General features: G+C 70.5%; 20 protein-coding genes. 12 read left to right on the top strand and 8 right to left on the bottom strand.

Annotation, left to right across the window (positions count from 1 at the left end):
• Positions 1-126: 126 nt before the first annotated feature.
• Both ACQEU8_RS28475 and ACQEU8_RS28470 read right to left on the bottom strand, forming a co-directional pair.
• Positions 127-933 carry an HlyD family efflux transporter periplasmic adaptor subunit gene (locus ACQEU8_RS28475; RefSeq protein ID WP_433106046.1) on the bottom strand — a complete coding sequence of 269 codons (807 nt, stop codon included), beginning with the start codon at positions 931-933 and terminating at the stop codon, positions 127-129.
• A gap of 214 nt (positions 934-1,147) precedes the next feature.
• Positions 1,148-1,354 (bottom strand): type A2 lantipeptide, encoded by a 207-nt coding sequence (locus tag ACQEU8_RS28470; protein ID WP_433106044.1) that lies wholly within the window; start codon positions 1,352-1,354, stop codon positions 1,148-1,150.
• Positions 1,355-1,758: 404 nt separating this feature from the next.
• On the opposite strand from ACQEU8_RS28470, the gene ACQEU8_RS28465 reads away from it, so the two are divergent.
• The 7 genes from ACQEU8_RS28465 (at position 1,759) to ACQEU8_RS28435 (ending at position 9,115) form a co-directional block, all read left to right on the top strand.
• Positions 1,759-2,880 carry a sialidase family protein gene (locus tag ACQEU8_RS28465; RefSeq protein WP_433106042.1) on the top strand — a complete coding sequence of 374 codons (1,122 nt, stop codon included), beginning with the start codon at positions 1,759-1,761 and terminating at the stop codon, positions 2,878-2,880.
• A gap of 312 nt (positions 2,881-3,192) precedes the next feature.
• The gene (locus ACQEU8_RS28460; protein WP_433106040.1) at positions 3,193-3,996 is read left to right on the top strand and encodes a TrmH family RNA methyltransferase; all 804 of its coding nucleotides are present in this window, start codon (positions 3,193-3,195) and stop codon (positions 3,994-3,996) included.
• 353 nt (positions 3,997-4,349) lie between these two features.
• Positions 4,350-4,607 (top strand): hypothetical protein, encoded by a 258-nt coding sequence (locus ACQEU8_RS28455; RefSeq protein WP_433106038.1) that lies wholly within the window; start codon positions 4,350-4,352, stop codon positions 4,605-4,607.
• 13 nt (positions 4,608-4,620) lie between these two features.
• Complete coding sequence (locus ACQEU8_RS28450; protein WP_433106036.1) at positions 4,621-7,029, top strand: DUF6571 family protein; 2,409 nt, start codon at positions 4,621-4,623, stop codon at positions 7,027-7,029.
• Between the two features lie 9 nt (positions 7,030-7,038).
• Complete coding sequence (locus tag ACQEU8_RS28445; protein WP_433106034.1) at positions 7,039-7,647, top strand: hypothetical protein; 609 nt, start codon at positions 7,039-7,041, stop codon at positions 7,645-7,647.
• 80 nt (positions 7,648-7,727) lie between these two features.
• Positions 7,728-8,441, top strand: coding sequence for an NADPH-dependent F420 reductase (gene npdG, locus ACQEU8_RS28440; protein WP_433106032.1), 714 nt, complete (start codon positions 7,728-7,730; stop codon positions 8,439-8,441).
• 20 nt (positions 8,442-8,461) lie between these two features.
• Entirely contained in the window at positions 8,462-9,115 is a 654-nt protein-coding gene (locus ACQEU8_RS28435) for a hypothetical protein (protein ID WP_433106030.1), read from the top strand.
• On the opposite strand, the gene ACQEU8_RS28430 is transcribed toward ACQEU8_RS28435, so the two are convergent.
• Complete coding sequence (locus ACQEU8_RS28430) at positions 9,112-9,819, bottom strand: bleomycin resistance protein (protein ID WP_433106028.1); 708 nt, start codon at positions 9,817-9,819, stop codon at positions 9,112-9,114. The genes ACQEU8_RS28435 and ACQEU8_RS28430 overlap by 4 nt on opposite strands.
• Positions 9,820-10,032: 213 nt before the next feature.
• On the opposite strand from ACQEU8_RS28430, the gene ACQEU8_RS28425 reads away from it, so the two are divergent.
• Together ACQEU8_RS28425 and ACQEU8_RS28420 are read left to right on the top strand one after the other, a co-directional pair.
• The gene (locus ACQEU8_RS28425; RefSeq protein ID WP_433106026.1) at positions 10,033-11,514 is read left to right on the top strand and encodes an MFS transporter; all 1,482 of its coding nucleotides are present in this window, start codon (positions 10,033-10,035) and stop codon (positions 11,512-11,514) included.
• Between the two features lie 53 nt (positions 11,515-11,567).
• On the top strand, positions 11,568-11,762 hold the full coding sequence (locus ACQEU8_RS28420; RefSeq protein WP_433106024.1) for a hypothetical protein: 195 nt from the start codon (positions 11,568-11,570) through the stop codon (positions 11,760-11,762).
• Between the two features lie 123 nt (positions 11,763-11,885).
• On the opposite strand, the gene ACQEU8_RS28415 is transcribed toward ACQEU8_RS28420, so the two are convergent.
• Both ACQEU8_RS28415 and ACQEU8_RS28410 read right to left on the bottom strand, forming a co-directional pair.
• The gene (locus ACQEU8_RS28415) at positions 11,886-12,683 is read right to left on the bottom strand and encodes a site-2 protease family protein (protein WP_433106022.1); all 798 of its coding nucleotides are present in this window, start codon (positions 12,681-12,683) and stop codon (positions 11,886-11,888) included.
• 271 nt (positions 12,684-12,954) lie between these two features.
• Positions 12,955-13,902 (bottom strand): EamA family transporter, encoded by a 948-nt coding sequence (locus ACQEU8_RS28410; RefSeq protein ID WP_433108785.1) that lies wholly within the window; start codon positions 13,900-13,902, stop codon positions 12,955-12,957.
• 135 nt (positions 13,903-14,037) lie between these two features.
• Here ACQEU8_RS28410 and ACQEU8_RS28405 point away from each other — a divergent pair, with 135 nt between their 5' ends.
• A complete protein-coding gene (locus tag ACQEU8_RS28405) occupies positions 14,038-14,946 on the top strand; it encodes a LysR family transcriptional regulator (protein ID WP_433106020.1) in 909 nt (302 codons plus the stop codon).
• A 238-nt stretch (positions 14,947-15,184) separates the two neighbouring features.
• Complete coding sequence (locus ACQEU8_RS28400) at positions 15,185-15,559, top strand: hypothetical protein (protein WP_433106018.1); 375 nt, start codon at positions 15,185-15,187, stop codon at positions 15,557-15,559.
• Between the two features lie 104 nt (positions 15,560-15,663).
• Here the strand turns inward: ACQEU8_RS28400 and ACQEU8_RS28395 are convergent, their stop codons facing one another.
• Positions 15,664-16,146 (bottom strand): hypothetical protein, encoded by a 483-nt coding sequence (locus tag ACQEU8_RS28395; protein ID WP_433106016.1) that lies wholly within the window; start codon positions 16,144-16,146, stop codon positions 15,664-15,666.
• An 86-nt stretch (positions 16,147-16,232) separates the two neighbouring features.
• On the opposite strand from ACQEU8_RS28395, the gene ACQEU8_RS28390 reads away from it, so the two are divergent.
• Positions 16,233-19,679: an AfsR/SARP family transcriptional regulator gene (locus ACQEU8_RS28390; RefSeq protein WP_433106014.1), complete on the top strand. Its 3,447-nt coding sequence runs from the start codon at positions 16,233-16,235 to the stop codon at positions 19,677-19,679.
• A gap of 288 nt (positions 19,680-19,967) precedes the next feature.
• Here the strand turns inward: ACQEU8_RS28390 and ACQEU8_RS28385 are convergent, their stop codons facing one another.
• Both ACQEU8_RS28385 and ACQEU8_RS28380 read right to left on the bottom strand, forming a co-directional pair.
• Positions 19,968-20,858: an ABC transporter permease gene (locus ACQEU8_RS28385; protein WP_433106012.1), complete on the bottom strand. Its 891-nt coding sequence runs from the start codon at positions 20,856-20,858 to the stop codon at positions 19,968-19,970.
• On the bottom strand, positions 20,855-21,856 hold the full coding sequence (locus tag ACQEU8_RS28380) for an ATP-binding cassette domain-containing protein (protein ID WP_433106010.1): 1,002 nt from the start codon (positions 21,854-21,856) through the stop codon (positions 20,855-20,857). Before ACQEU8_RS28380 ends, ACQEU8_RS28385 begins: the two co-directional genes overlap by 4 nt.
• Positions 21,857-21,901: the final 45 nt, after the last annotated feature.

The raw sequence follows: 21,901 nt of genomic DNA, 5'->3' as shown, positions 1-21,901 counted from the left end.
GGCCCGCTTTCGGTCGGGCTTTCGGGCCGCCTTTGGTCCGGCGGGCGGCCGGGGTGGGGGCGGGGGCCGAGCGGCCGCGGTGCCGGCGCCGGTGCTGCTGGCGTTGCTGTTGCTGCTGCTGTGCGGTCACGGCAGCAGCCAGTCGACGGGCCGCCGTGCGGCGAGGTGGACGGCGCCGTTCACCGGCGTCGCCGACTCGGGTGCGGACGGCGGCCCGCCACCGCGGGACCAGACGTACCCGGACCTGGTGGCCGACGAGCGCTCCAGCCGCACCTGGACGGCCAGGGGCCGGCCCTGGCGGGTGAACTGCTGTGCCAAGTCCTTGTCTCCCAGGAAGCTGCTGATCTGCTGCCGGGTCTGCGGGGCCTGCCCGACGGCCCGCACGGTGCCGCGCAGCAGCCCGTACCGGTCCGTGGAGACGGAGCCGACGGTCAGATCCACGGTCGCGCCCACCCGCACCGTCGCGCCCTTGTCGGCGGGCACGTAGACCATCGCCACCAGCGGATCGTCGCGGCTCTTGACCCGCTCGACAGTGGCCACATCCGCTCCGGTGGTGACCACCGAACCGGCCTCGGCCGTCAGCGAGCTGACCCGGCCGCGTGCCACCGCTCGCACCGCGCGTACGCCCCGGTCCGTGCGCACGCTCACCACCGGCGCGTCCTTCTCGACCTGCTGGCCCGGCTTGGCGTGCACGGCGGTCACCTGCCCCGCGACGGGACTCTGGAGGAGGTAGCTGCCCTGCGAGTGGGTGAGCACGCCGGGAGCGGTGAGCTTGGACGACACCGTGCCGGTGACGGCCCATACGCAGCCCGCCGCCATCACCACAAGTGTGACGACGAGTACGAGAAGGCCCTGCGGCCGTGCGAAACGTACCGGAACGTCGAGTTCTTCGGGCGATTGCAGCTTGGCAAGCGCCTTTTGCCGGAACTCCACGTCACCTTTCCTTCACATAATTCTCTGCGGCCGGTCACCCATGTGGCGGTAACGGCGCATGACCGTAACACATAAGCCCCGGAACGAAGTTCCGGGGCTTATGCCTGGTTCCCGCGCCAAGGGATTATGCGAGCAGTTCCGAGATGGCGCGGGAAAAGGTGTCAGTCAATGACGCGAACGTCGGTCGATGACACCAGGATTCCTGGGCAGATGCTCAGGACTGGGCGCCGGCGGAGACGCCGACGCTGGGGAGACCCTGGGAGCTGAGGCCGGGCACGACGCCGCTGGTAACGCCGCCGGCCACACCCTCGACGCCGCCGACGGTGTCGGCGACCGTGTGGAGCTGCTCGCTCACAACGCCGCCGGCAACGGCGTCCAGCTCGGCGTCGGCAAGCTCAGCGGTCTCGATCTGGTGACGCATAAATGCGCTTCCCTTCATTGCTTTCGGGTTTATGAGGGGGACTCGCCCCAGGCGGCGCGAAATGCCGATCGGGGCGCTCATCAGTCGGGCACGGGCACACCCGGAAAACCGGACGAATTCGGAACCGGTAGCGGTCGTTCCGCCCGACTGCCCGAAGAGCGAAACACGCCGGTGCAGCAGTCCGCCACTTGAGGGTCCACTCGTCTCAAGATCTCCACATGGTGCACTGCCTGGTGAAGAATCAGCACACCCTCGACCCCTATGTGTCGCTCGTTCCTGCCGAGTTCCGCTCGCTCATTCCTCTCACTCGTTCACGCCGTACGTTCTTGACGGCTCTCTGCGGGCTGCCTACCGTTCGCCCCAGGACAAGGGACGTTCTACCTCCGGCAGTTGGGAATCGCTCGATGCCGTACGAGAGTTCCGTACCGTTCCGCGCCGGAAGCGAGGGCTACGCCAGCTTCCGGATCCCCGCCGTCGTCCGGGCCTCGGACGGCGGCCTCCTCGCCTTCGCCGAAGGGCGGGTCGACTCCGTCCAGGACAGCGGAGCCATCGACCTCGTCCTCAAACGCTCCACGGACGGCGGCCGCAACTGGGGCGACCTGTCCGTCGTCGCCCGCTACAGCGACGAAGACGGCACCGGCGGCGACAAGGGCGACGCCGCGGTCAAAGGCACGGCGGGCAATCCAGCGCCCGTCACCCTCGCCGACGGCCGCGTCGTCCTGGTCTTCGTACGCAGCGCGGCCGACGCCACCGAGGAGCGCATCAGGCGCGGCGAGGTCGGCGACGCCGAAGGGCGCCGCGTCTGGGTCCAGTTCAGCGAGGACCACGGCGTCTCCTGGAGCGCGCCCCGCGAGATCACCGCTGCCGTGAAGAAGCCCGACTGGCGCTGGTACGCCACCACACCGGGCCACGCCCTCCAGCTGGCCTCCGGCCGGATCGTGGTCCCCGCCAACCACTCCACCCCGCCCACCCTCCCGGACGACGACGGCACCGAGGGCCGCTACAACGGCGGCCACGACCTGCTCAGCGACGACGGCGGCGCCAACTGGCGCATCGGCTATGTGAACGACAACCCCGACGGCTGGGTCAACGTCAACGAGACCACCGCCGCCGAACTCCCCGACGGCACCGTCTACTTCAACACCCGCAACGACTCCGACGCCCCGGCCCACCGCGCCGACGCCCGCTCCACCGACGGCGGCGAAACCCTCGTGGCACCCTTCACCCCACAGGACAGCCTCACCACCCCCGTCGTCCAGGGCTCCGTCCTCCAACTCCGCGACCCGGACGTCCTCCTCTTCTCCGCACCCTCCCGGCCCGACACCCGGTTCCGCATGTCCGTACGGGCCAGCACCGACGGCGGCACCACCTGGCGCGAGGCACACGTCGTGGACGAACGCCGCGCCGCCTACTCCGATCTGGTGCGGGTGGACAAGGACACGGTGGGGCTGTTCTTCGAGACGGGCGGAGACAGCGCCTACGAGACGATCACCTTCCGCCGGATCCCGGTGAGGGAGCTGGCGTGAGGGGGCGCGTGAGGGGGCTCGCGTAACGGGGGTCGCGCCTGACAGGGCTCGCGGGACGGGACGCGCGCCGTGACGGTCCTCGCGTCGTGACGGAGCTTGCCTGACGGGACGCGCGTTGTGGCGCGGCTCGGGCGTGACGGGGCTCGCCTGGCGGAGCTCGTGTGACGGGGCGCGCTCGTGGCGGGGCTTGCGTGACAGGTTTGTGTGACGCCCTCGCCCGACACCCTGGATCCGCTCGCCCGGCACCCCCGGAACTCGCTCGCCCACCACCTGGAACGACCCCGAGCCCTCACCCCCGCTACTCTCGGCGGAATGCCCCGAGCTCAACGGATCACCACGCGCAACGCCCGCTTCCAGCAGTGGCAGGCCCTGCTGACCAACCGCACCAAGCGGCAGCGCGCGGGGGAGTTCCTGGTCCAGGGCGTACGCCCGATCACCCTGGCCGTCGAAGGCGGCTGGCCGCTCAGTGCCCTGCTGTACGCCGAGGGCCGACGGCTGTCCAACTGGGCTCGCGAACTGCTGGACTCACCCGCGCCTGGCGAACGGATCGCGATGGCGCCCGATCTCCTCGCAGAACTGAGCGAGCGGGCGGAGGGCGACGCCGAGCTGGTCGCGGTCGCCCGGCTACCCGAGGACGATCTCGCCCGCATCCCCGTCGGCCCGGCCTTCCTCGGCGTTCTCTTCGACCGTCCCACCAGCCCCGGCAACATCGGCACCCTCATCCGCTCCGCCGATGCCTTCGGCGCCGACGGGCTGATCGTCACCGGGCACGCCGCCGACGTCTACGACCCCAAGTCCGTACGCGCCTCCACCGGCTCCCTCTTCTCCCTCCCCACCGTCCGTGTCCCCTCCCCACACCAGGTCGACGACTGGCTGGCCGACCGGGACATCACCGTCGTCGGCACCGACGAACACGGCGAGACCACCCTCTTCGACGCCGACCTGACCGGGCCCGTCCTGCTCCTCGTCGGCAACGAGACCACCGGCCTCAGCAACACCTGGCGCCGCCGCTGCCACCGCACCGTCCGCATCCCCATGCGCGGCACCGCCAGCTCCCTCAACGCCGCCAACGCCGCCACAGCAACCCTCTACGAAGCAGCCCGCCAGCGGCGATGAGCCCGCTTTGCCCAAAGCTGTGCCGGGCGGGGACGGTTGGCTCCGTACGCAGTGCGGGCGCTAGAGTATTCGCTTCGTTACAGTCCGCGTTCGCGTTACGGCGGTCTGTGGTGCGGGAGAACACGGGGGATCGAGTTCACCGACCAGCAGGGGGGAAGGCATTGTCCTTCGAGGAAGAGCGGAGCCACGCGGGTACGTCTGCCCGTATGCAACTCGACGGAGCACCGAACAGCCCCGGGGGGAAGGGAAGGGGCGACGCGGATCTGTCGGTGACACCTGCGGACAAGCGGGCGGCTGCGCGCTACATCGAGACAGACCTCGGCCCGGACGCTGTACGAGAAGGCGGGCAAGCCGTGACGGCGTCGACAAGCGTGTTCGGCAGCAGCAACACCACGCCGGGCGAGCTGCGGGGCTGGGACACGAGGAAAGGGCTCGACTTCTGCCTGGAACGCTGGGACGAGGCGTGGAAGAAGGTCACCGGCCGGCTCAGAAGCGAGATGCACGCCCTCAACGCGACGAAGACCTCCTTCCAGAACCAGGAGCTGGACCGCGTCCGAAGCTTCCGCAGCCTCACGCCCCCGCCCCGCGGCAGCCGCCTCGACGACCTGTGAGGGGCGGGCTGCCATGGAGCTGACCTACCACGACATCATGAACGCCAATTTCTCCGCCCTCACGGAGACCGCCAAGAACTGGCGGGCGATGGCGAAGCGATGCGGCACGCTGCGGAACAACTACCGCGACCACGTGCGCAAGAAGCTCACCGGATGGAACGGTGAGTCGGCAGAAGCCTTCTGGAAGTCCTCCGAGATCACGCTGCACGAGTTATCCGCAGCAAAACGGCAAGCCAACAGGATCGCCGAACTGCTGGACGATGCACACGGCCGACTGGTCAAGGCCCGGGGGGAGCTGAAGAAGGTTCGCGACCAAGCGATCCACGAAGGCGGCATGAAGGTCGACGCCTACGGCAAGTGCAACCTCGACACCAGCAAGATGACGGACAAGGAAGCACAGGGCGCCCTCCACGACCCCAGCCGCATGGACGCCGAAGCCAAATGGAACCGACGCATCCAGGAGACGGTCAAACACGTCGACGACGTGGACCACGAAAACATGTTGGCACTCAAGGCCGCCGCGACGGACAAGGACGGCAAGGGCGAGTCCGGCGGCTTCAACAGCAAGGCCGTCGGAGACGTCGAGAAGTATGCGGCCAAGCGGTCGGCCGAGCTGATCAGCGATCTCGACCGCGCCGACAAGGGCGGCGGCCTCTCCGCGAAGGAGCGGCACGAGCTCCAAGTGATGCTGCGTGCGAACTCCGACGACAAGCAGTTCAGCCGCACCCTGATCAACTCACTCGGCCCGGACGGCCTGATCGATGCCGCGTACCAGCTGAATGCCCTGTCTCACACCGCCGGCGGAAACAGCCGGTCGCATTTCCAGAACATGGAAGAAGGCCTCGCCACCTCCCTGGCCACAGCGACCAAGGTCCCGGTCTTCCGCGACGGCAAGGGGAACGTACTCGACGCCAGTCATAAGGAGTACGCGGAGAAATACCGCGCCTGGCTGGACAGCAAGGACGGTGCCTTCTACAAGAACTGGCGCGAGGACATGCGCGAGGTCGGCCCCAAAGAGTGGTCGCACACCTATGGGCAGTCCGGAACCGCGCCTCAGACAAAGGTGACCGGCCGCGGCTACCCCACCCTGGTCACGCTGATGCAGCACGGCGACGGCTACTCGCCCCAGGTGCTGCATGACTTGGCCGACGATGTCCGGGCCACCGAGGAAAAAGACCCGCACATCTGGGACCGACGCGGCACCGACACCGGGACGGCCACCTTCGGAGGAAAGCCTGTCCCCATCGCCAGCGACCCCTACGACGGCCTCCTCGGCATCATGGCCAAGGACCCCGAGACTGCGGCCACTTACCTGAACCCCGCTTCCGACCCGAACCCGGCCGACAACAAGGAGGAGAAGAACGACCGCCTTGAATACCTGGTCAAACACCGCGACTGGAAATTCCTCAACCCACCGGACACCGCCCTCGGCCCGGTCACCGACAACGCCGACGACCGCGCCGCCACCAACGCCCACGAGGGCTTCGAGGCCGCACTGAAGGTGGGGGCCACCGGGCGTCTTCCGGATGCGGTGGCCGACGGCGCGCCGCCGAGGCATTCCGCAGCGAATGCGCAGGTCATGGAGGAGGCTGTTCGCGTATTCGGCGGGCCGGTGGCAAAGGGAGAGATCTCTCCCATCGCCAAGGACGGCGATTTCGTTGATTTCCGCGGCACTCTGGGCGAGATGATTGCCGACTATCCGGGCGACGTGCAGCGTGAGACGTACGGGGACAACGAGTTGAAGGTGAGAGGGCACGCTGCGAACTTCGATGTCGGTGCACTCCATGAGTACTTGAACCAGGTCGGACGGGACCCGTACGGCTACGGCGTGATCAAGGCGTCTCAACAGATGTATACCGCTGAACATCTTCAGCACGTGATCAACAATCTTCCGTCGGGGACTGACCCGAGTGACGCCCGCGACTACGCCGGTGACGCGGTGCTCGGGGGAGCGTATGTAGCAGGCATCCTCAGTGAGGCGAAGGCCGATGCGTTGTACGACGACAAAATCGATGAGGCCGAAGACTTCAACAAGAACGCGGACGAGGCCAGCAAATGGGTAAACAGATTTGTTGGTTTGGGCACCGGAAATATTGGTGGCTCGCAAGGCGGAGCAGTGCTGTCCACTCCGGCGGGGTGGGCCCAGGAAGATTTGAACGCTGCGGTGATGGAGCAGATCAAGAAGGACCTGCCAGTGGAGGCCGACAAAGCAGAGGGGCAAGGTAGATATGATTTCTCCGACGCCCAGGAGCGCCTTCGGAACTACTATCGGGATTGGGCGGAAAGTGTGGGCCGAGACGCTGGGTTGGACCCGGAAATTCTCGACAGTGTAAAGGCTGGCGTGCGGAATGAAACCATTGCTGGCTTTCAGGATGGCTCAGGCACGTCCCGCTCTCATGGCAGCACGGGACCCACTGGGTAGGGGTGTGCGGTGAAGAGTTTTGCACGCGGCGAGAGGCTTTCCGAGGTGCGCGTCCTCTTGGTTTGCTCTGCGGTGCTGCTTGCGTCTTGCAGCCATGCGCCGGAACGAGAATACCGGGTACCTCAGAGTTTGTGCGGTCTGAAGGTCGCCGAAAAACGCTATGCTCCGCTGTTCGGGCCGGGTGAAAAAATCTACCGGGACGACGATCCGGTGAAACTCGGAAGCGCAAGAGTTACTTCGCAGGGTTGTCATTATTTCGTGGACGGGAAACCCGCCGTTTCCGTTTCGGGAGAGTGGGCGGAGGAGAACGATCAAGCTGCGCCTTCGACGCCCGCTGAGGCGATCAAGTGGCACAACACTCGGGACAAGCCGAGAAAGTATGAGGGTGCCTACGACGTGGCCACATGGCAGAGGGGTGCAGTGGCTGCGATTGACTGCCCTCGCCCGCGTGGCGATGACGACGCGTCGTTCACGAGATACCTGGTCGACATCTTTGCCACCGACACCCCGCTCAACGACGACCCTGAGCGTGCTCACAAAGTGTTCGGCAAGCTGGCGCAGGAGGTCATGGAGAAGGTCGCGAAGAAGCTTCCGTGCCGCGTGAGCCAAGTGAAGTGAGTGCGCGGGTCGCGAGTACGTGATCACCCTCACGAGCGGGCGGCCACGCAACTGTCGGCGTCCAGTGGCAGGATGCCGCCATGACTTCTGATGCCTCTTCCGCCGCCAATGCCAGTGCGCCCAAGAAGGACCCGTGGGAGTTGCCGGATGTGTCCGGGATGCGGGTGGGGGTGCTCGGGGGGACCGGGGATCAGGGGCGGGGGCTGGCGTATCGGCTCGCGCGGGGCGGGATGTCCGTGACCATCGGATCGCGGGCCGCCGAACGGGCGCAGCAGGCGGCCGAGGAGATCGGGCACGGAGTGCGGGGCGCGGACAACGCCGAGTGCGCCCGCGATTCGGACATCGTGATCGTCGCCGTCCCATGGGAGGGGCACGCCAAGACGATCGAGTCGCTGCGCACGGAGCTCGCGGGCAAACTCGTCGTGGACTGCGTCAACCCGCTCGGCTTCGACAAGAAGGGCGCCTACGCGCTGGTCCCCGAGGAGGGCAGCGCCGCCGAGCAGGCCGCGGCCCTGCTGCCCGAGTCGCGGGTCACGGCCGCCTTCCACCACCTGTCCGCCGTACTGCTCTCCGACCCGGAGGTCGAGGAGATCGAGACGGACGTGATGGTGCTGGGCGAGGTGCGCGCCGACTGCGAGATCGTGCAGGCGCTGGCGTCCCGTATCCCGGGAATGCGCGGCGTCTTCGCCGGACGGCTGCGCAACGCGCACCAGGTGGAGTCGCTGGTCGCCAACCTCATCTCCGTCAACCGGCGCTACAAGGCGCACGCGGGCGTCCGCCTCACCGACATCTGACGGTCGGGTCGGCGGCGCACGTGGGGAAGCGGAAGATCCCCGGCGGCGGTTGGACGGTCGCCGTCGTGGTGGCGGCGGTGCTCGCCAGCTGCTCGCAGCAGGCCAGGGACGACGGCGAGGACAGCGGCGGCGGCAAGCGGCAGCGGTCCGCGCCGCTGAGCGTCGCCGACATCGAGCGGATGGCGGCCGGGCCCGGCTCCCGCTGCCCCGTCCGCTACGACATGGCCGGTGCGGCGCGGGCCGCCGGAGTGGACGGCGCGGGCGCCGTCACGGCCGGCTCCGTCGAAGGTGAGCTGCCCGACGACGCCGACTCGCCGCTGGCGCGGGCCGACGGTGCACTCGTCGACTGCGGCTACCGCCTCGGCAAGGAGCGGGTACGCCTGTTCACCATCGGCGTCACCAAGGGCGCGGCCGTCAGCGTGCTGCTGCCCCAGATCCAGCACGACGCCGCGATCCCCATGGACGAGCTGCTCGGATACGCGCGCCGGGCGCAGCGCGCGAAGCGCGGCGAGCCGCTGCTCACCTCCAGCGGAAACGTCGCCGCCGTCCGGCTGCCGGTCACCGGCGAGGGCGACCTCGCCCTCGTAGTCAGCATCGGCAAGGACCGTACGCGGCTGCCTCGTGGTCAGGTCACCGACCTGGCCACCCGGCTGGCGGGCCAGGCCCGCCGCTAGCGCAGCAGCTCCTCCAGCCGCTCGAGGTCGTCGGACACCGCCTCCCGCTCCTCCGCGCCGAGCTGCCCGGCGGTGGCGGTGGCCTCGGCCAGCGCGGAGGCCGCGGTTTCCGCGTCGCCGAGCCGCCCGGCGACATCCGCGCGCAGCACCAGCAGGCGGAGCAGCTGCACGGGCGTCGGTCGCTCGTCCGGCAGCCCCAGCGCCCGGTCGATGACCTTCGCGGCGCCCACCAGGTCCTCCCTGGAGTCCGCGAAGAGCGACGCGTGGTGCAGGGCCCGCGCGAAGGTCTCCTTGGGCGCGGGCCGATGGTGCGGGTCCTCGCTCGTCGGCTGCGCGATGCGCAGGCAGTTGCCGCCCGGGTCGGTCAACAGGAACTGCCTTGTGCCGTACGAGGTGTCCTTCAGCGGCCCGATGCGCGGCAGCCCGCGCGTCGGGACTCTTCCGTACGCCGTCTTGAGCCCGCTCCGGAAGGTCTCGTGGAGTCCGTCGACGTCATCGGTCCGGATGGCGCAGGTGCTGTACGACTCGGTCGGCTCGTACTGCCTCATGCCGAAGAACTGGAGCTGTATGCCGCCGCGCTGGACGACGGCGTAGGGGTTGGGGCTCTTCTGCTGGAACGTCACCTCGAAGCCGAGGGACGTGTAGAAGTCGAGAAGGGGCTGGAGGGTCCTGCACGGCAGGATCGGAACGACTGTTTCTCCCATGCCGAGGATCCTAGTCAAATTTGAATAGTGTGCGCGGCTGTACGTCGAAGAGGATGCCGCCGATGAGCAGGTGTAGCCGCGCGGGGCTCCGGGCACCCCCCCACGCGGGGCCCCTCGGGCATACCGGGCCACTCGGACATGCGGGCCGCGTACGCCCCGCTCATCATGGGGTGAGCGGTGACCGGCCACGGGGCGCGTCCGCCAGGAGGCACGATGGCACAGCAGCCCGTACCCGCCGGCGGGCGGGCCGGGACGACGCCGGACGACAGCGCGTACACGCCGGATCCACGGCGCTGGAAGGCCCTGTCGGTGTGTCTCCTCGTCGGCTTCATGTCCCTGCTGGACGTCTCCATCGTGAACGTCGCACTGCCCGCCATCGAAAAAGGGCTGGGGGCCTCGGAGTCCGCGCTCTCCTGGGTGGTGTCCGGCTACGCGCTCACCTTCGGACTCGTCCTCGTCCCCTCGGGGCGGATCGGCGACGCGCTGGGCAGGCGTACCGCCTTCCTCGGCGGACTGGTCCTGTTCACCGTCGCCTCCATGGCCTGCGGCTTCGCCCAGGGCGCCGGATGGCTGGTGGGCGCCCGACTGCTTCAGGGTGTGGGCGGCGGACTGGTGATGCCGCAGATCTCCGGAATGATCCAGCAGCTGTTCCGCGGCGCCGAACGCGGCAAGGCGTTCGGGATGCTCGGCTCCACCATCGGCCTGTCCACCGCGGTCGGCCCGTTGCTGGGCGGGCTGCTCATCCAGGTGTTCGGCGCCGCCGAGGGGTGGCGCTGGGTGTTCTTCGTCAACCTGCCCATCGGCATCCTCGCGTTCCTGCTCGCCCTGCGCCTGGTGCCCCGCGCGTGCGCCGAGCGCGACACCCGGCACCGGCACAGCCTCGACCCGGTCGGTGTGGTGCTGCTGGGCGCTGGCGTGCTCTGCGTGATGCTGCCGCTGGTGGAGGAACGGCAGTGGCACGGCCAGGGCAAATGGCTGCTCGTACTGCTGGGCGCGGTACTGATCTGGGCCTTCGTGTGGTGGGAGCGGGGATATCTGCGGCGCGGCAACGAACCGCTGGTCGACCTGCGGCTCTTCAGGGACCGTTCGTACTCGCTGGGCGCGCTGCTGGCGCTGGTCTACTTCGCGGGATTCACCACGATCTTCTTCATCTTCACCCTCTTCCTCCAGAACGGGATGCGCTACAGCGCCCTGCAGGCCGGGCTCACGCTGACCCCCTTCGCCTTCGGCTCGGCGGTCTCCGCAGCCGTGGGCGGCCGGTTCATCACCCGGGTGGGCCGCCCGCTGATCGCCGTCGGCCTGGTGCTCGTACTGGTCGGTCTCGGGGGTGCGGCGCTGGCCGTGCACGAGGTGCAGAACAGCGGCGTGGGCTGGGTGCTGATCGCACCCATGCTGTGTGCGGGCCTCGGCTCCGGGCTGGTCATCGCGCCCAACCAGACCCTCGCGCTGCGCTCCGTACCCGTCGCCCAGGGCGGCGCGGCGGGCGGTGTGATCCAGACTGGCCAGCGGATCGGCTCCGCCGCCGGGATCGCCGCCGTGGGCGCGGTGTTCTTCGCCTGGCTGGCCAGCAGCCACAACTGGGCGACCGCGCTGGACTACGGGCTGCTCACGGCCGTGTGCTTCGTCGCGGGGGCGCTGGTGGTGGCCGTCGTCGACGTCATGTACGGGCGCCGCGCCGCACGCCGGGAGGGGTGAGGGAGAATGGCCGGTGCACACAGCGCACCGCCCCTCTCGTTGGAGACCGAGCCATGTCAGCCCCCACCCGCCGCATCCCCCAGGGCCTCGCCCGCTACGCGACCATCATCTGCGTCCTGGCTGCCGTCGCCGCTGTGGTCTCCTTCGCGAAGGGCAGCTGGCTCGGCGTCGTATGGGTACTGCTGGCGGGTCTGACGTCCAACATGGCCTGGTACTACCACCGCCGTGCGGCGCGGGCCGCCGAGTAACCGAACGTTGCGGCGCGGGCCGTCGCCCATGCTGCCGGACCCTGTCGCGTCGTGGTTTCGCGCCGTCGCGGCAGCCAAGAGTATGAGGGCTCCGCCCCCACAGCCCCGAGCCGGCGACCCCCCTCACGGCAGTAGGACGTTTTCCGGTTCGCCCTCCCAGAAGCGGAAGTACTCCAGGCCGAGGTAGGTCTCCAGGTCGGAGACGTTCATGCCGCGTAGCAGGGCGTCGACGAAGTCCCAGAAGACCTCGTTGACCTGCGGGATCCACAGGCAGCCGAAGACGATCAGCAGGCCGAACGGGGCGAACGGCTCCGCCTGCTGCCGGGCCCGCGGTGACAGCCAGGGCTCCAGGATGCCGAAGCCGTCGAGCCCCGGTACGGGCAGCAGGTTCAGCAGCGCGGCCGTCACCTGGAGCAGCGCGAGGAAGGCGAGCGCGCTGCGGAAGGCGACGGGCACCTCGTCCATGGCGTCGAGCCAGAACGGCGCCGTGAGCACGGCCGCGAACAGCGCGTTCGTCAGCGGTCCCGCCGCCGCGATCAGGCTGTGCTTCCAGCGCCCCGCGATCCGGCCCCGCTCGATGTAGACAGCCCCGCCGGGCAGCCCGATACCGCCGAGCACGACGAAGATCACCGGCAGCACGATGCTGAGCATCGCATGGGTGTAGTGCAGCGGGTTGAGCGTCAGATACCCCTTCGCCCCCACGGACACGTCCCCCGCGCCCAGCGCGGACCGCGCGTGCGCGTACTCGTGCAGGCACAGCGAGACGATCCATCCGGAGACGACGAAGAAGAAGACGGCCACGCCCGTCACCTCGGCCAGGCCGGCCCATACGGCCCAGCCGGAGACCGCCATGACGGCGACGAGTCCGAGGAAGACCGGGCTGATCCGGTGATGGTCCGGGTGGGTCGCTGCGCTGGTCATGGAGCCAGACCGTACCCGCAGCTGCCCGCACCCCGCGAACCCCGCGCACGATACGGGCCGTTGGTACGCGAGCGCGCCATTGGCCCGTAGTGGCACCCTTGGCCGGAGTGCCGACCTTGCGCGTCGTGGCCGATCTTGTGCCTGGTGGCGGGGTCTGTGAGCGCCGAGCCGACGCCCGGCCCGGCCCCGCATCGGCGTCGGCCGGGCCCCGCTACCGGCGCCGCCCGTCAGCCCCAGCCCAGCGGCCCGGTCCCCGCACCGGCGCCGCCCATCATCCCAGCGGCCCCGCCCCCGCGGCCTGCGGCTCCCGCCCGGTGGTCTCCGGCACTGCCCCGGCCACCGGCTCCGGCTTCCTCCCCTTGCCGCGTCGGCCCGCCAGGGAGACCAGCGTGACGCCCCCGATCAGCAGCGCGGCGGCGAGCGTGTCCAGCGTGGTGATGCCCTCGCCGAGCAGCAGTGCGGCGGAGGCCATGCCGAACACCGGCACCAGCAGCGTGAAGGGCGCCACCGATGAGGCGTCGTACTGCCGCAGCAGGAAGCCCCACACGCCGAAGCCGAACAGTGTGGCGACCCAGGCGATGAAGCAGATGGCACTCAGGCCGCCCGGATCGAGGGAGCGCAGCGCGGCCAGATCGGCGGAGGGCCCCTCGAACAGCAGCGAGAGGACGAACAGCGGCAGCGGCGGGACGAGGCTTACCCACACCATCCACGACAGCGCGTCGGGCGGCGCCGCCTTGCGGGTCAGCACATTGGAGACGCCCCAGGCCGCGGCGGCGGCGATGACGAGGAGGAACCCGCCCAGCGGCCCTGAGGTGCCCTGGCCGACTGCGGCCACCGCTATCCCGCACAGTGCGACGGCCATCCCGGTCAGCTGTACGCGGCCGAGCCGCTCGCCCAGCGTCGCGGCGGCGAAGACCGCGGTGAAGACGGCCTGCACCTGCAGGACCAGCGAGGAGAGCCCGGCGGGCATCCCCTGGTGCATGCCGAGGAACAGCAGTCCGAACTTCGCCACGCCCAGCGCCAGTCCGACCCCCAGCACCCAGTGCAGCGCCACGCGCGGGCGGCGGACGAAGAAGACGGCGGGCAGGGCCGCGACGAGGAAGCGCAGCGCGGAGAACAGCAGCGGCGGGAAATGCCGCAGCCCGATCTCGATGACGACGAAGTTGAAGCCCCAGAGCGCGGCGCAGAGCACGGCGAGGGCGGCGTGAAGGGGACGCAGACGCATGCCTCTGATCGTCGCCCTCCGTACCGTTCAGCACTAGCACGGATTCGTGCATGGTTGGATTCAGCAATACTGAAGAATGCCGGCCGGGAATCGTCCCGGCGGGAGCGCCCGCAGGCGGAGGTACGAAGCATGCTCGACCTGTCCAGGCTGCGTGCCCTGCACGCCGTCCAACTGCACGGTTCGGTGGGCGGCGCCGCACAGGCGCTCGGCTACACCCCGTCCGCCGTCTCCCAGCAGATCGCCAAGCTGGAGCGGGAGACCGGCACCACCCTGCTGGAGCGGCAGGGCCGCGGCATCGCGCTGACGGACGACGCGCTGATGCTCGTCCGTACGGCGGAGGAGATGCTCAACCTCGCCGAGCGGGCCCAGGTCGCGCTGGAGGAGCGCAAGGGCCGCCCCGAGGGCCGGTTGCGGCTCGCCGCGTTTCCCAGCGGCGCCCGCGGTCTGATGCCCCGCGTGCTGGCCGAACTCGCCGACAAGCACCCGCAACTGGACCTGCGGATGTCGGAGGTGGACCCGCATCTGTCGGTGGGGCTGGTCGCCAGGGGCGAGATCGATCTGGCCCTAGCGCACGACTGGGACATCACGCCGATGCCCGCCCCCGAGGGGGTGTGCAGCATCCCGCTGGGCGAGGACCGCTGCGAGGTGCTGGTGCCCGCCGGGCATCAGCTCGCCGAGCGCGACAAGCTCGTCACGGCGGACCTGGCCGGCCGGCGTTGGGTGTGCCAGCCGCCCGGCACGGTCTGCCACGACTGGCTGCACACGACGCTGCGTACGGCGGGCCAGGAGCCGGACGTCGCCTACTACGTGGCCGAGTTCCAGACCCAGGTGGCGCTCGTGGCAGCGGGCCTGGGCATCGCGCTGCTGCCCCGGCTGGGGCGGCCACCGCTGCCCGAGGGTGTCGTACTGCGCCCACTGGTTCCCGTCCCCACCCGCCGCCTGTTCGCCGTCACCCGCGACTGTCTGCTGAACCGCCCGGCGGTCAGGGTCGGGGTGGACGCCATGCGGGACGCGGCGGGCGCCGGCCCGCTCCCGTAGAGGGCGGCGACGCACCCCGTACTGCCGTGCCGCCGACGTGCTGCGCAGTACTGCCGTGCCGCCGACGTGCTGCGTATGCGACCGAGAGGGTGGTCTGCACTCGCTCAACGGGTGACCTCGCGTCATGTATCAGTGCCCGAGGCGGACTCGCCTGCTCTGCTGAACGTGTGCGACTGCACATCCCCTGAACTCCCGCCGATGGGGGCGGAGCAGACCGGGAAAGCGAAAGGACCACAGTATGAGGAAGTCGGTAACAACCCGCCGCGCACGGGCCCTGACCGTGGTGGCGGCGATGGCGACCGCTCTGGTGGGCATGGCGCCGGTGGCTGCGGTCGCCGGTGACGGGCCGGGCGGCGGCCACCACCACAAGCGCGGTTACGTCTGCGACAAGCTGGTGAAGCACCACCACGCCGCAGTAGGCATCGGCCACTGCAAGGCCATCAACGCGCCGCGCAAGGGCGTCATCCGCGGCACCTTCACCATCGAGGCCCGCAAGGGTCACCACCACCACAAGCACCCCCACAAGGTGGTGTGCAAGCACAAGCACGGCACCTCCGGCTACGCCAACACCCCCAAGTGGGTCCGCGGCAAGGACTGCCACCGCGTCTGGTAGTCACGACCCGGGCCGGGGACACGGAACGCCGTGACCCCGGCCCGTCCCGTTGCCCGGCCCGCCCCGCAGAGGCGCCGCGCGCTCTCGCCGCCGTCCGGCGGGCCTCAGTCGAACACCGGCCGGTCCATTCCCAGCAGCGGCTTGGACAGGACGAGGGAGAGCACGAAGCAGGCCGGGAACTGGAGCGTGAAGAACGCCATGCTCAGCTCCAGGGAGGCATGGTCCACGGGCTGCCCCACGCCCTGTGCGACCGCTCCCGTCGCCGTCGTCACACCGAGCACCACGGCGTACGCGGCCGTGTCCACGGCGGCGGCGACCGGCCGGGAGGAGGTGGGCCGGACCCACCGCAGCACGAGCACCGTCACCAGGCAGGCCACCGGGAACGCGACGGCCCAGGGGAGCGACAGCGCGCCGGGAAAGACCAGGGCGGCGGTCCCCTCTCCGCCCTCCCCCGACACCAGGAGCCCCAGGGACTCGGGGGCGTAGGACAGCGCGATCACCAACGCCCCCAGCGCCCACGGCACCAGGGCGACGGATCCCGCATAGCCCACGGCGCCCACCGGCGACGTGCGTGGTGTCGCAGTCATGACGCCCACCCTAGATACGGGCACGCCCGCACCTCCCGCGGGGTGGACCGGCTGCCGACGGGGCGGCACGGGGCCGGTGGCAGTATGTGGGGGTGCGCTACCTCTACCGCGTTCTGGGCACCACGCAGGCCCTCCGCGAGGACGGCACCACCGTGCCGATCGGCGGAGCGAGGCTGCGTGCCCTGCTGACCGCGCTCGCCCTCGCGGGAGGCCGCGCCGTACACACCGGCGAGCTCGCCGCCGCCGTGTGGTCGGAGCACGAGGACCCGCCCGCCGACGAGACAGCGGCGCTCCAGGCGCTCGTCGGACGGCTGCGCAGATCGCTGGGGCGGGAGGCCGTCGGCTCCGTCGAGGGCGGCTACCGGCTGGTGACGGCGCGCGACGACATCGATCTGTACCGCTTCGAGCGGCTGGCCGCCGAGGGCGCAGCGGCCCTCGCGGACGGCGACCCCGGCAAGGCCGCCGACCTGCTCGACGACGCCCTCGCGCTGTGGCGCGGGCCCGCGCTGGCCGATCTGCCCGACGGGGGAGGGGCCGCGGGCGTCCGCGCCGCCGACCGTGCGCTGGCCGCGCGCCGCCACCGGGCCGAGGCGGCACTCGCGTTGGGGCAGGCCGAGACCGTACTGCCCACGGTGCGGCAGCTCGCAGCCGAGAACCCGCTGCACGAGCCGCTCCAGGCGCTGCTGCTGCGTGCCCTGCGCGACGCGGGCCGTACCGCCGAGGCGCTGGCGGCTTACGAGAGGGTCCGGACCCGGCTCGCCGACCAGCTCGGCACCGACCCGGGCCCCGAACTGCGCGCCCTGCACGCCGAGTTGCTGGCCGACGACCCCGCCCGCACCGGGGGAGACCACGCGCGACGTCTGACGGCGACGCCTGCGACAGCGTCGTCAAGTCCCGCGACCCGTCAGGCCGTTCCTCCTGCCGAGGACCCCGCCGAACGGCCCGAGCCGCGGCCGGCCCGGCGGCCACCGGGCAACCTCCGTGCTGGTCTGACCTCGTTCGTGGGGCGCGAGGGGGAGATCGGGGCGCTGTGCCAGGAGCTCGGCAAGGCGCGGCTGGTGACGCTCATCGGGCCCGGCGGTGCGGGCAAGACCCGGCTGTCGCTGGAGGCGGCGGCCCGGGCGTGTGCCGAGCGCGACGCTGAGTGGGCGGACGGCGTATGGGTGACCGAACTCGCCGCCGTACGCGACCCGTACGACCAGGGCGCGACGGCCGAGGCGGTGCTCACCGCGCTCGGCGGGCGCGAGACGGTGCTGACCGGCACCACCGCCGAGGGGCTGCGCGCGGCGACCGACCCCACCGCCGCGGACCCCCTCGCACAGCTCGCCGAGCGCTGCGCGGCCCGCCGCATGCTGCTGGTGCTGGACAACTGCGAGCACCTCATCGACGCGGCGGCCAGGGTGGTGGAGACGCTGCTGGTGGAGTGCCCGGGCGTCACCGTACTCGCGACCAGCCGCGAACCGCTCGGCGTGCCCGGCGAGTTCGTCCGGCCCGTCGAACCGCTGCCCGACCCGGTGGCGCTCCGGCTGCTCGCCGAGCGCGGCGCCTCGGCGCGCCCCGGGTTCCGAATCGACGACGACCCCGAGGCGTGCGCGGAGATTTGCCGCCGGCTCGACGGGCTGCCGCTGGCGATCGAACTGGCGGCGGCCCGGCTGCGCTCCCTCACACCCAGCCAGCTCGCCAGCCGCCTCGACCACCGGTTCCGGCTGCTGACCAGCGGGAACCGTACCGTACTGCCACGCCAGCAGACGCTGCGCGCGGTTGTCGACTGGTCCTGGGAGCTGCTCGACGAGGCGGAACGGGCGGTGCTGCGGCGGCTGGCGGTCTTCACCGGCGGCTGCGAGCTGGAGCAGGCGGAGGAGGTGTGCGCGGATCTCGTCGAGGACGCGGACGGGGACGCTGCCGCGCTGCTGAGTTCCCTTGTCGACAAGTCGCTGGTGGTGGCGGTGCCCGGGGACGGCACGGCCGGAATGCGTTACCGGCTGCTGGAGACCGTCGCCGAGTACGCGGCCGAGAAGCTGGACGAGGTGCCCGGCGAACGGGAGCACGCCGAGCGCCGCCATCTGATCGTCTACCGCGAACTGGCCCGCACGACCGACCCGTTGCTGCGCGGCCCCCAGCAGGTGACGTGGCTGGACCGGCTGGAGCGCGAGCACGACAACATCCGCACCGCGCTGCGCCGTGCGCTGTCCGCGCGCGACGAGCACGAGGTGCTGTGTCTGATCCTGTCGATGAGCTGGTTCTGGCAGCTGCGCGGGCACCGCGCCGACGCGCGCAACTGGAGCGAGGCCGCACTCGCCCTGGGCCCCAACCCCTTCGCGACACCGCTCCGCCCCGCACCCCCGCTGTACGAGCCGTGCACGGCCACGCCGCCGCCGATGAGCGAGGAGCAGCTGTGGGAGGCCCGGCGCGGAGTACGGCTGATGGCGCTGACCGACGCCGAGGAGGGCGTCGCGAAGCTGCAGAGCCCTGAGCGGCAGGCCGAACTGCGCAACATCACCCGCGTCTACACCCCCGGAATGCCGCAGGTGTGCCGGATCCCCGGCTGTATGTGGTTCTTCGCCTGGCTGATGACCGGCGACTTCGGGAAACTCGCCGAGCTGGCCGACGCGTTCGTGGCCGGCTGCCGCGAGCTGGGCTACGAGTGGGAGCTGGCCTTCGCCCTCCAGCTGCGCGCCAAGCTGACCAGCGACCACCCCGCCACCTGGGCGAAGTCCGCTGCGGACGCGGCGGAGAGCCTGGAGATATTCCGCCGGGTCGGGGACGCCTGGGGCGAGGCCGAGGCGCTCTCGGGCCAGGCCGAAGCGCTCACGGCGCGTGGGGAGTTCGACCGCGCTGCCGAGGCCTGCCGACTGGCCATCACACGGGCCGAGCAGCTCGGCGCGCACAGCCAGGTGCCGCCGCTCAAGGCCCGGCTCGGCTCGGTGCTGGTGGAGCTGGACGATCCGGAATCCGCGGCCGAGGGCGAGCGGTTGATGCGGCAGGCGACGGAGGACTCCGAGCACATCGGAGGCGACGGTCCCAATTTCGCGGCCGTCCAGTACGCCGTGCACCTCACCCGGAACGGGGAGCCCCGGCGGGCGCGGGAACTGCTCGCCCCGCTGGAGGAGGAGTTCGCCGACCGGATGCCGCAGCTGTTCGCGGGAATGATCGAGGGCGCTGTGGCCTGGACGTATGTGGTCGATGACAGACCGACCGAGGCGCTGGCCAAGCTGCGCGGGTCGATCGTCAAGACCCGCGATCTGATGGCGGCGGCCGTGGCCCCGCATCTGACGCTCAGCCAACTGCTGACCGCCGCACGGGCGCTGGCCATGCTGGGCCGCGCCGAGGAGGCCGGGCGGCTGGTGGGCGCTTACGACGGCCTGTCGGAGCTGCCCGAGGGGCACTTCCCGCACCCCGTCGAGCGCGAGTCGCGGGTGGCCGCCGAGGCGGCTGTGCGGGAAGTGCTGTCCGAGGAGGCGTACGAGCGAGTCCACGCCGCGGGGCGCGGCCTCGCCATGGACGAGGCCGTCGCGTTGGTCCGCAACATCTGACCGCTGCGCTTGGCTTTGCCGCCCTGCCTGTTGCGCTCGCTGCGCTTGGGCCCTGGGCTGCGCCCCCCCAGCTGCGCTTGGGCCTCCACTTCCCCGCTTGTGGGCATCTGTCCCGCTAAGGGCGGGACGGGTGGGCACAAGCGGGCCGCACCCGCGAGACGGCCGCACCCCGCACCGCAGCGTGGGCGCCCTTCGGGTGCGGCCCGGTGGTGGGTGCTGCGCTTGCCCACCCTGCGCCCCTGGCGCAGACTGCCCAAGCGCAGCAAAGGGTGGGGCGGCGGCAGACCGTTAGGTCTTCTTGCGGAACTTCGAGATGGCGATCGGCGCGGTTACCAGGGTCAGGCCGACGGCCCAGATGACCGTCCACATCACGGGCTCGGCGACCTCGCCCTTGCCGAGCATCAGCCCGCGGGCGGAGTTGGCGACATGGGTGAGCGGATTGACGTCCGTGAACGCCTTCAGCCAGCCCGGCATGGTGCCGGTCGGCACGAAGACCGAGGAGCCGAACTGCAGCGGCATCAGCACCAGGAACGAGACGCCCTGCACGGCCTGCGCCGTGTTCATCGTCAGTCCCAGCAGGATGAAGATCCACAGCAGCGAGGCGCCGAACAGCGCGGTCAGCCCGATGGCGCCCAGCATGCCGAGCCAGTGCCCATGGATGTCGAAGCCGACCAGGAAGCCCACGGTCAGCAGCACGGTGACGGCGACCAGCATCCGACCGATCTCCACCACCGACTTGGCTATCAGCACCGAGGAGCGGGCTATCGGCATGGACCGGAAGCGGTCCATCACGCCCTTGCGGAAGTCCTCGTTGATGCCCGTACCGACGGCCATCGCGATGGACATGCCCATCATGCCCATCATGCCGGGGATCAGATACTGGATGTACTGGTCCCGGCTGCCGCTGCCGCCGTCGCCTCCGATGGCGCCACCGAAGACATAGACGAACAGCAGCGTGAAGATGATGGGCATCAGCAGCGCGTCCATCATCGACTCGGGGTCCTGCTTGATCTGCAGGGCGTTGCGGCGGACGAGCGCGCCGATGTGCCGCAGGTTGGCCCGCACCCCGATGCGGCCCTCTACCGTGCCGGGCCGGTCGGCTGCGCGGTCCTTCCCGGATCCGGAGCCGCCGGTCGGGGCCTGCTCGGACCCGGGCGCTTTGACGGTGGCGGTACTCACGCCGCGACCTCCTCGAGCTCGTTCTCGTCGTCCTGGTGGGTGGCCTTCTGGCCGGTCAGGGCCAGGAACACCTCATCCAGGCTGGGCAGATGGGTGGCGATGTCGGCTATCGCGAAGCCGCGTTCGCCCAGCAGCGCGACCACGGCCGTCAGCTGTTCGTCGCTGACGATCGGGACGCTGACCACGCCGGAGGCCTCGTCGGCAGCGGCACCGGCCACCCCGTCCAGACCCGCCTGGGCGATGGCGCCGACCATCCGCGTCAGCTCGCCCGGGTCCGCCGGGCGGATCTCCAGCGTGCGGCCGCCGACCTTCGCCTTCAGCTCGGGCACCCGGCCCTCGGCGATGATCCGGCCGCGGTCGATCACGGTCAGCTCACCGGCCAGCTGCTCGGCTTCCTCCATGTACTGCGTGGTGAGCAGCACGGTGTTGCCGTCGGCCACGATGTTCTTGACCTCGTCCCACACCTCGTTGCGGGTGCGGGGGTCGAGACCCGTGGTGGGCTCGTCCAGATACAGCACCCTGGGGCGGCCGATCATGGAAGCCGCCAGGTCGAGCCGGCGCCGCATACCCCCGCTGTACTTCATCACGGGGCGGCGGGCGGCCTCGGTGAGGGAGAACCGCTCCAGCAGCTCGTCGGCGCGCTTGCGCGCCTCGCTGCGGGGCAGGTCGAGCAGCCGCCCGATCATGTAGAGGTTCTCCCAGCCCGCAAGCTTCTCGTCCACCGAGGCGTACTGACCGGTCAGGCCTATCGTGCGGCGCAACTCGCGGGGCTGGCGCACCACGTCGAACCCGGCGACCTTCGCCGTGCCCGCGTCGGGCTGCAGGAGTGTGGAGAGCATCCGGACGAGCGTCGTCTTGCCCGCGCCGTTGGGGCCCAGCACCCCCATCACGGTGCCCTCGCGCACATCGAGGTCGATGCCGTCGACGGCCTTCGTCTCCCCGAAGTGTTTGACCAGTCCGCGGACCTCGACCGCGTTCGTCGTCTTCTCTCGCGTCATGCCGCTAATGTGCCAGGCCCCACTGACAAACGTCCGACAAACGAC

Origin of the sequence: Streptomyces sp. CA-250714, from assembly GCF_050936705.1 — a bacterium.
In the GTDB taxonomy this organism is placed as follows: domain Bacteria; phylum Actinomycetota; class Actinomycetes; order Streptomycetales; family Streptomycetaceae; genus Streptomyces.
This window is presented reverse-complemented; position numbering and strand designations above follow the sequence as displayed.

Bases quoted from the DNA above. Each gene is read 5' to 3' on its own strand.
- ACQEU8_RS28395 (WP_433106016.1), bottom strand. From the start codon at position 16,146: ATGACTGCGACACCACGCACGTCGCCGGTGGGCGCCGTGGGCTATGCG.
- ACQEU8_RS28465 (WP_433106042.1), top strand. From the start codon at position 1,759: ATGCCGTACGAGAGTTCCGTACCGTTCCGCGCCGGAAGCGAGGGCTAC.
- ACQEU8_RS28430 (WP_433106028.1), bottom strand. From the start codon at position 9,819: ATGGGAGAAACAGTCGTTCCGATCCTGCCGTGCAGGACCCTCCAGCCC.
- ACQEU8_RS28470 (WP_433106044.1), bottom strand. From the start codon at position 1,354: ATGCGTCACCAGATCGAGACCGCTGAGCTTGCCGACGCCGAGCTGGAC.
- ACQEU8_RS28400 (WP_433106018.1), top strand. From the start codon at position 15,185: ATGAGGAAGTCGGTAACAACCCGCCGCGCACGGGCCCTGACCGTGGTG.
- ACQEU8_RS28405 (WP_433106020.1), top strand. From the start codon at position 14,038: ATGCTCGACCTGTCCAGGCTGCGTGCCCTGCACGCCGTCCAACTGCAC.
- npdG (WP_433106032.1), top strand. From the start codon at position 7,728: ATGACTTCTGATGCCTCTTCCGCCGCCAATGCCAGTGCGCCCAAGAAG.
- ACQEU8_RS28420 (WP_433106024.1), top strand. From the start codon at position 11,568: ATGTCAGCCCCCACCCGCCGCATCCCCCAGGGCCTCGCCCGCTACGCG.
- ACQEU8_RS28460 (WP_433106040.1), top strand. From the start codon at position 3,193: ATGCCCCGAGCTCAACGGATCACCACGCGCAACGCCCGCTTCCAGCAG.
- ACQEU8_RS28450 (WP_433106036.1), top strand. From the start codon at position 4,621: ATGGAGCTGACCTACCACGACATCATGAACGCCAATTTCTCCGCCCTC.
- ACQEU8_RS28425 (WP_433106026.1), top strand. From the start codon at position 10,033: ATGGCACAGCAGCCCGTACCCGCCGGCGGGCGGGCCGGGACGACGCCG.
- ACQEU8_RS28415 (WP_433106022.1), bottom strand. From the start codon at position 12,683: ATGACCAGCGCAGCGACCCACCCGGACCATCACCGGATCAGCCCGGTC.
- ACQEU8_RS28380 (WP_433106010.1), bottom strand. From the start codon at position 21,856: ATGACGCGAGAGAAGACGACGAACGCGGTCGAGGTCCGCGGACTGGTC.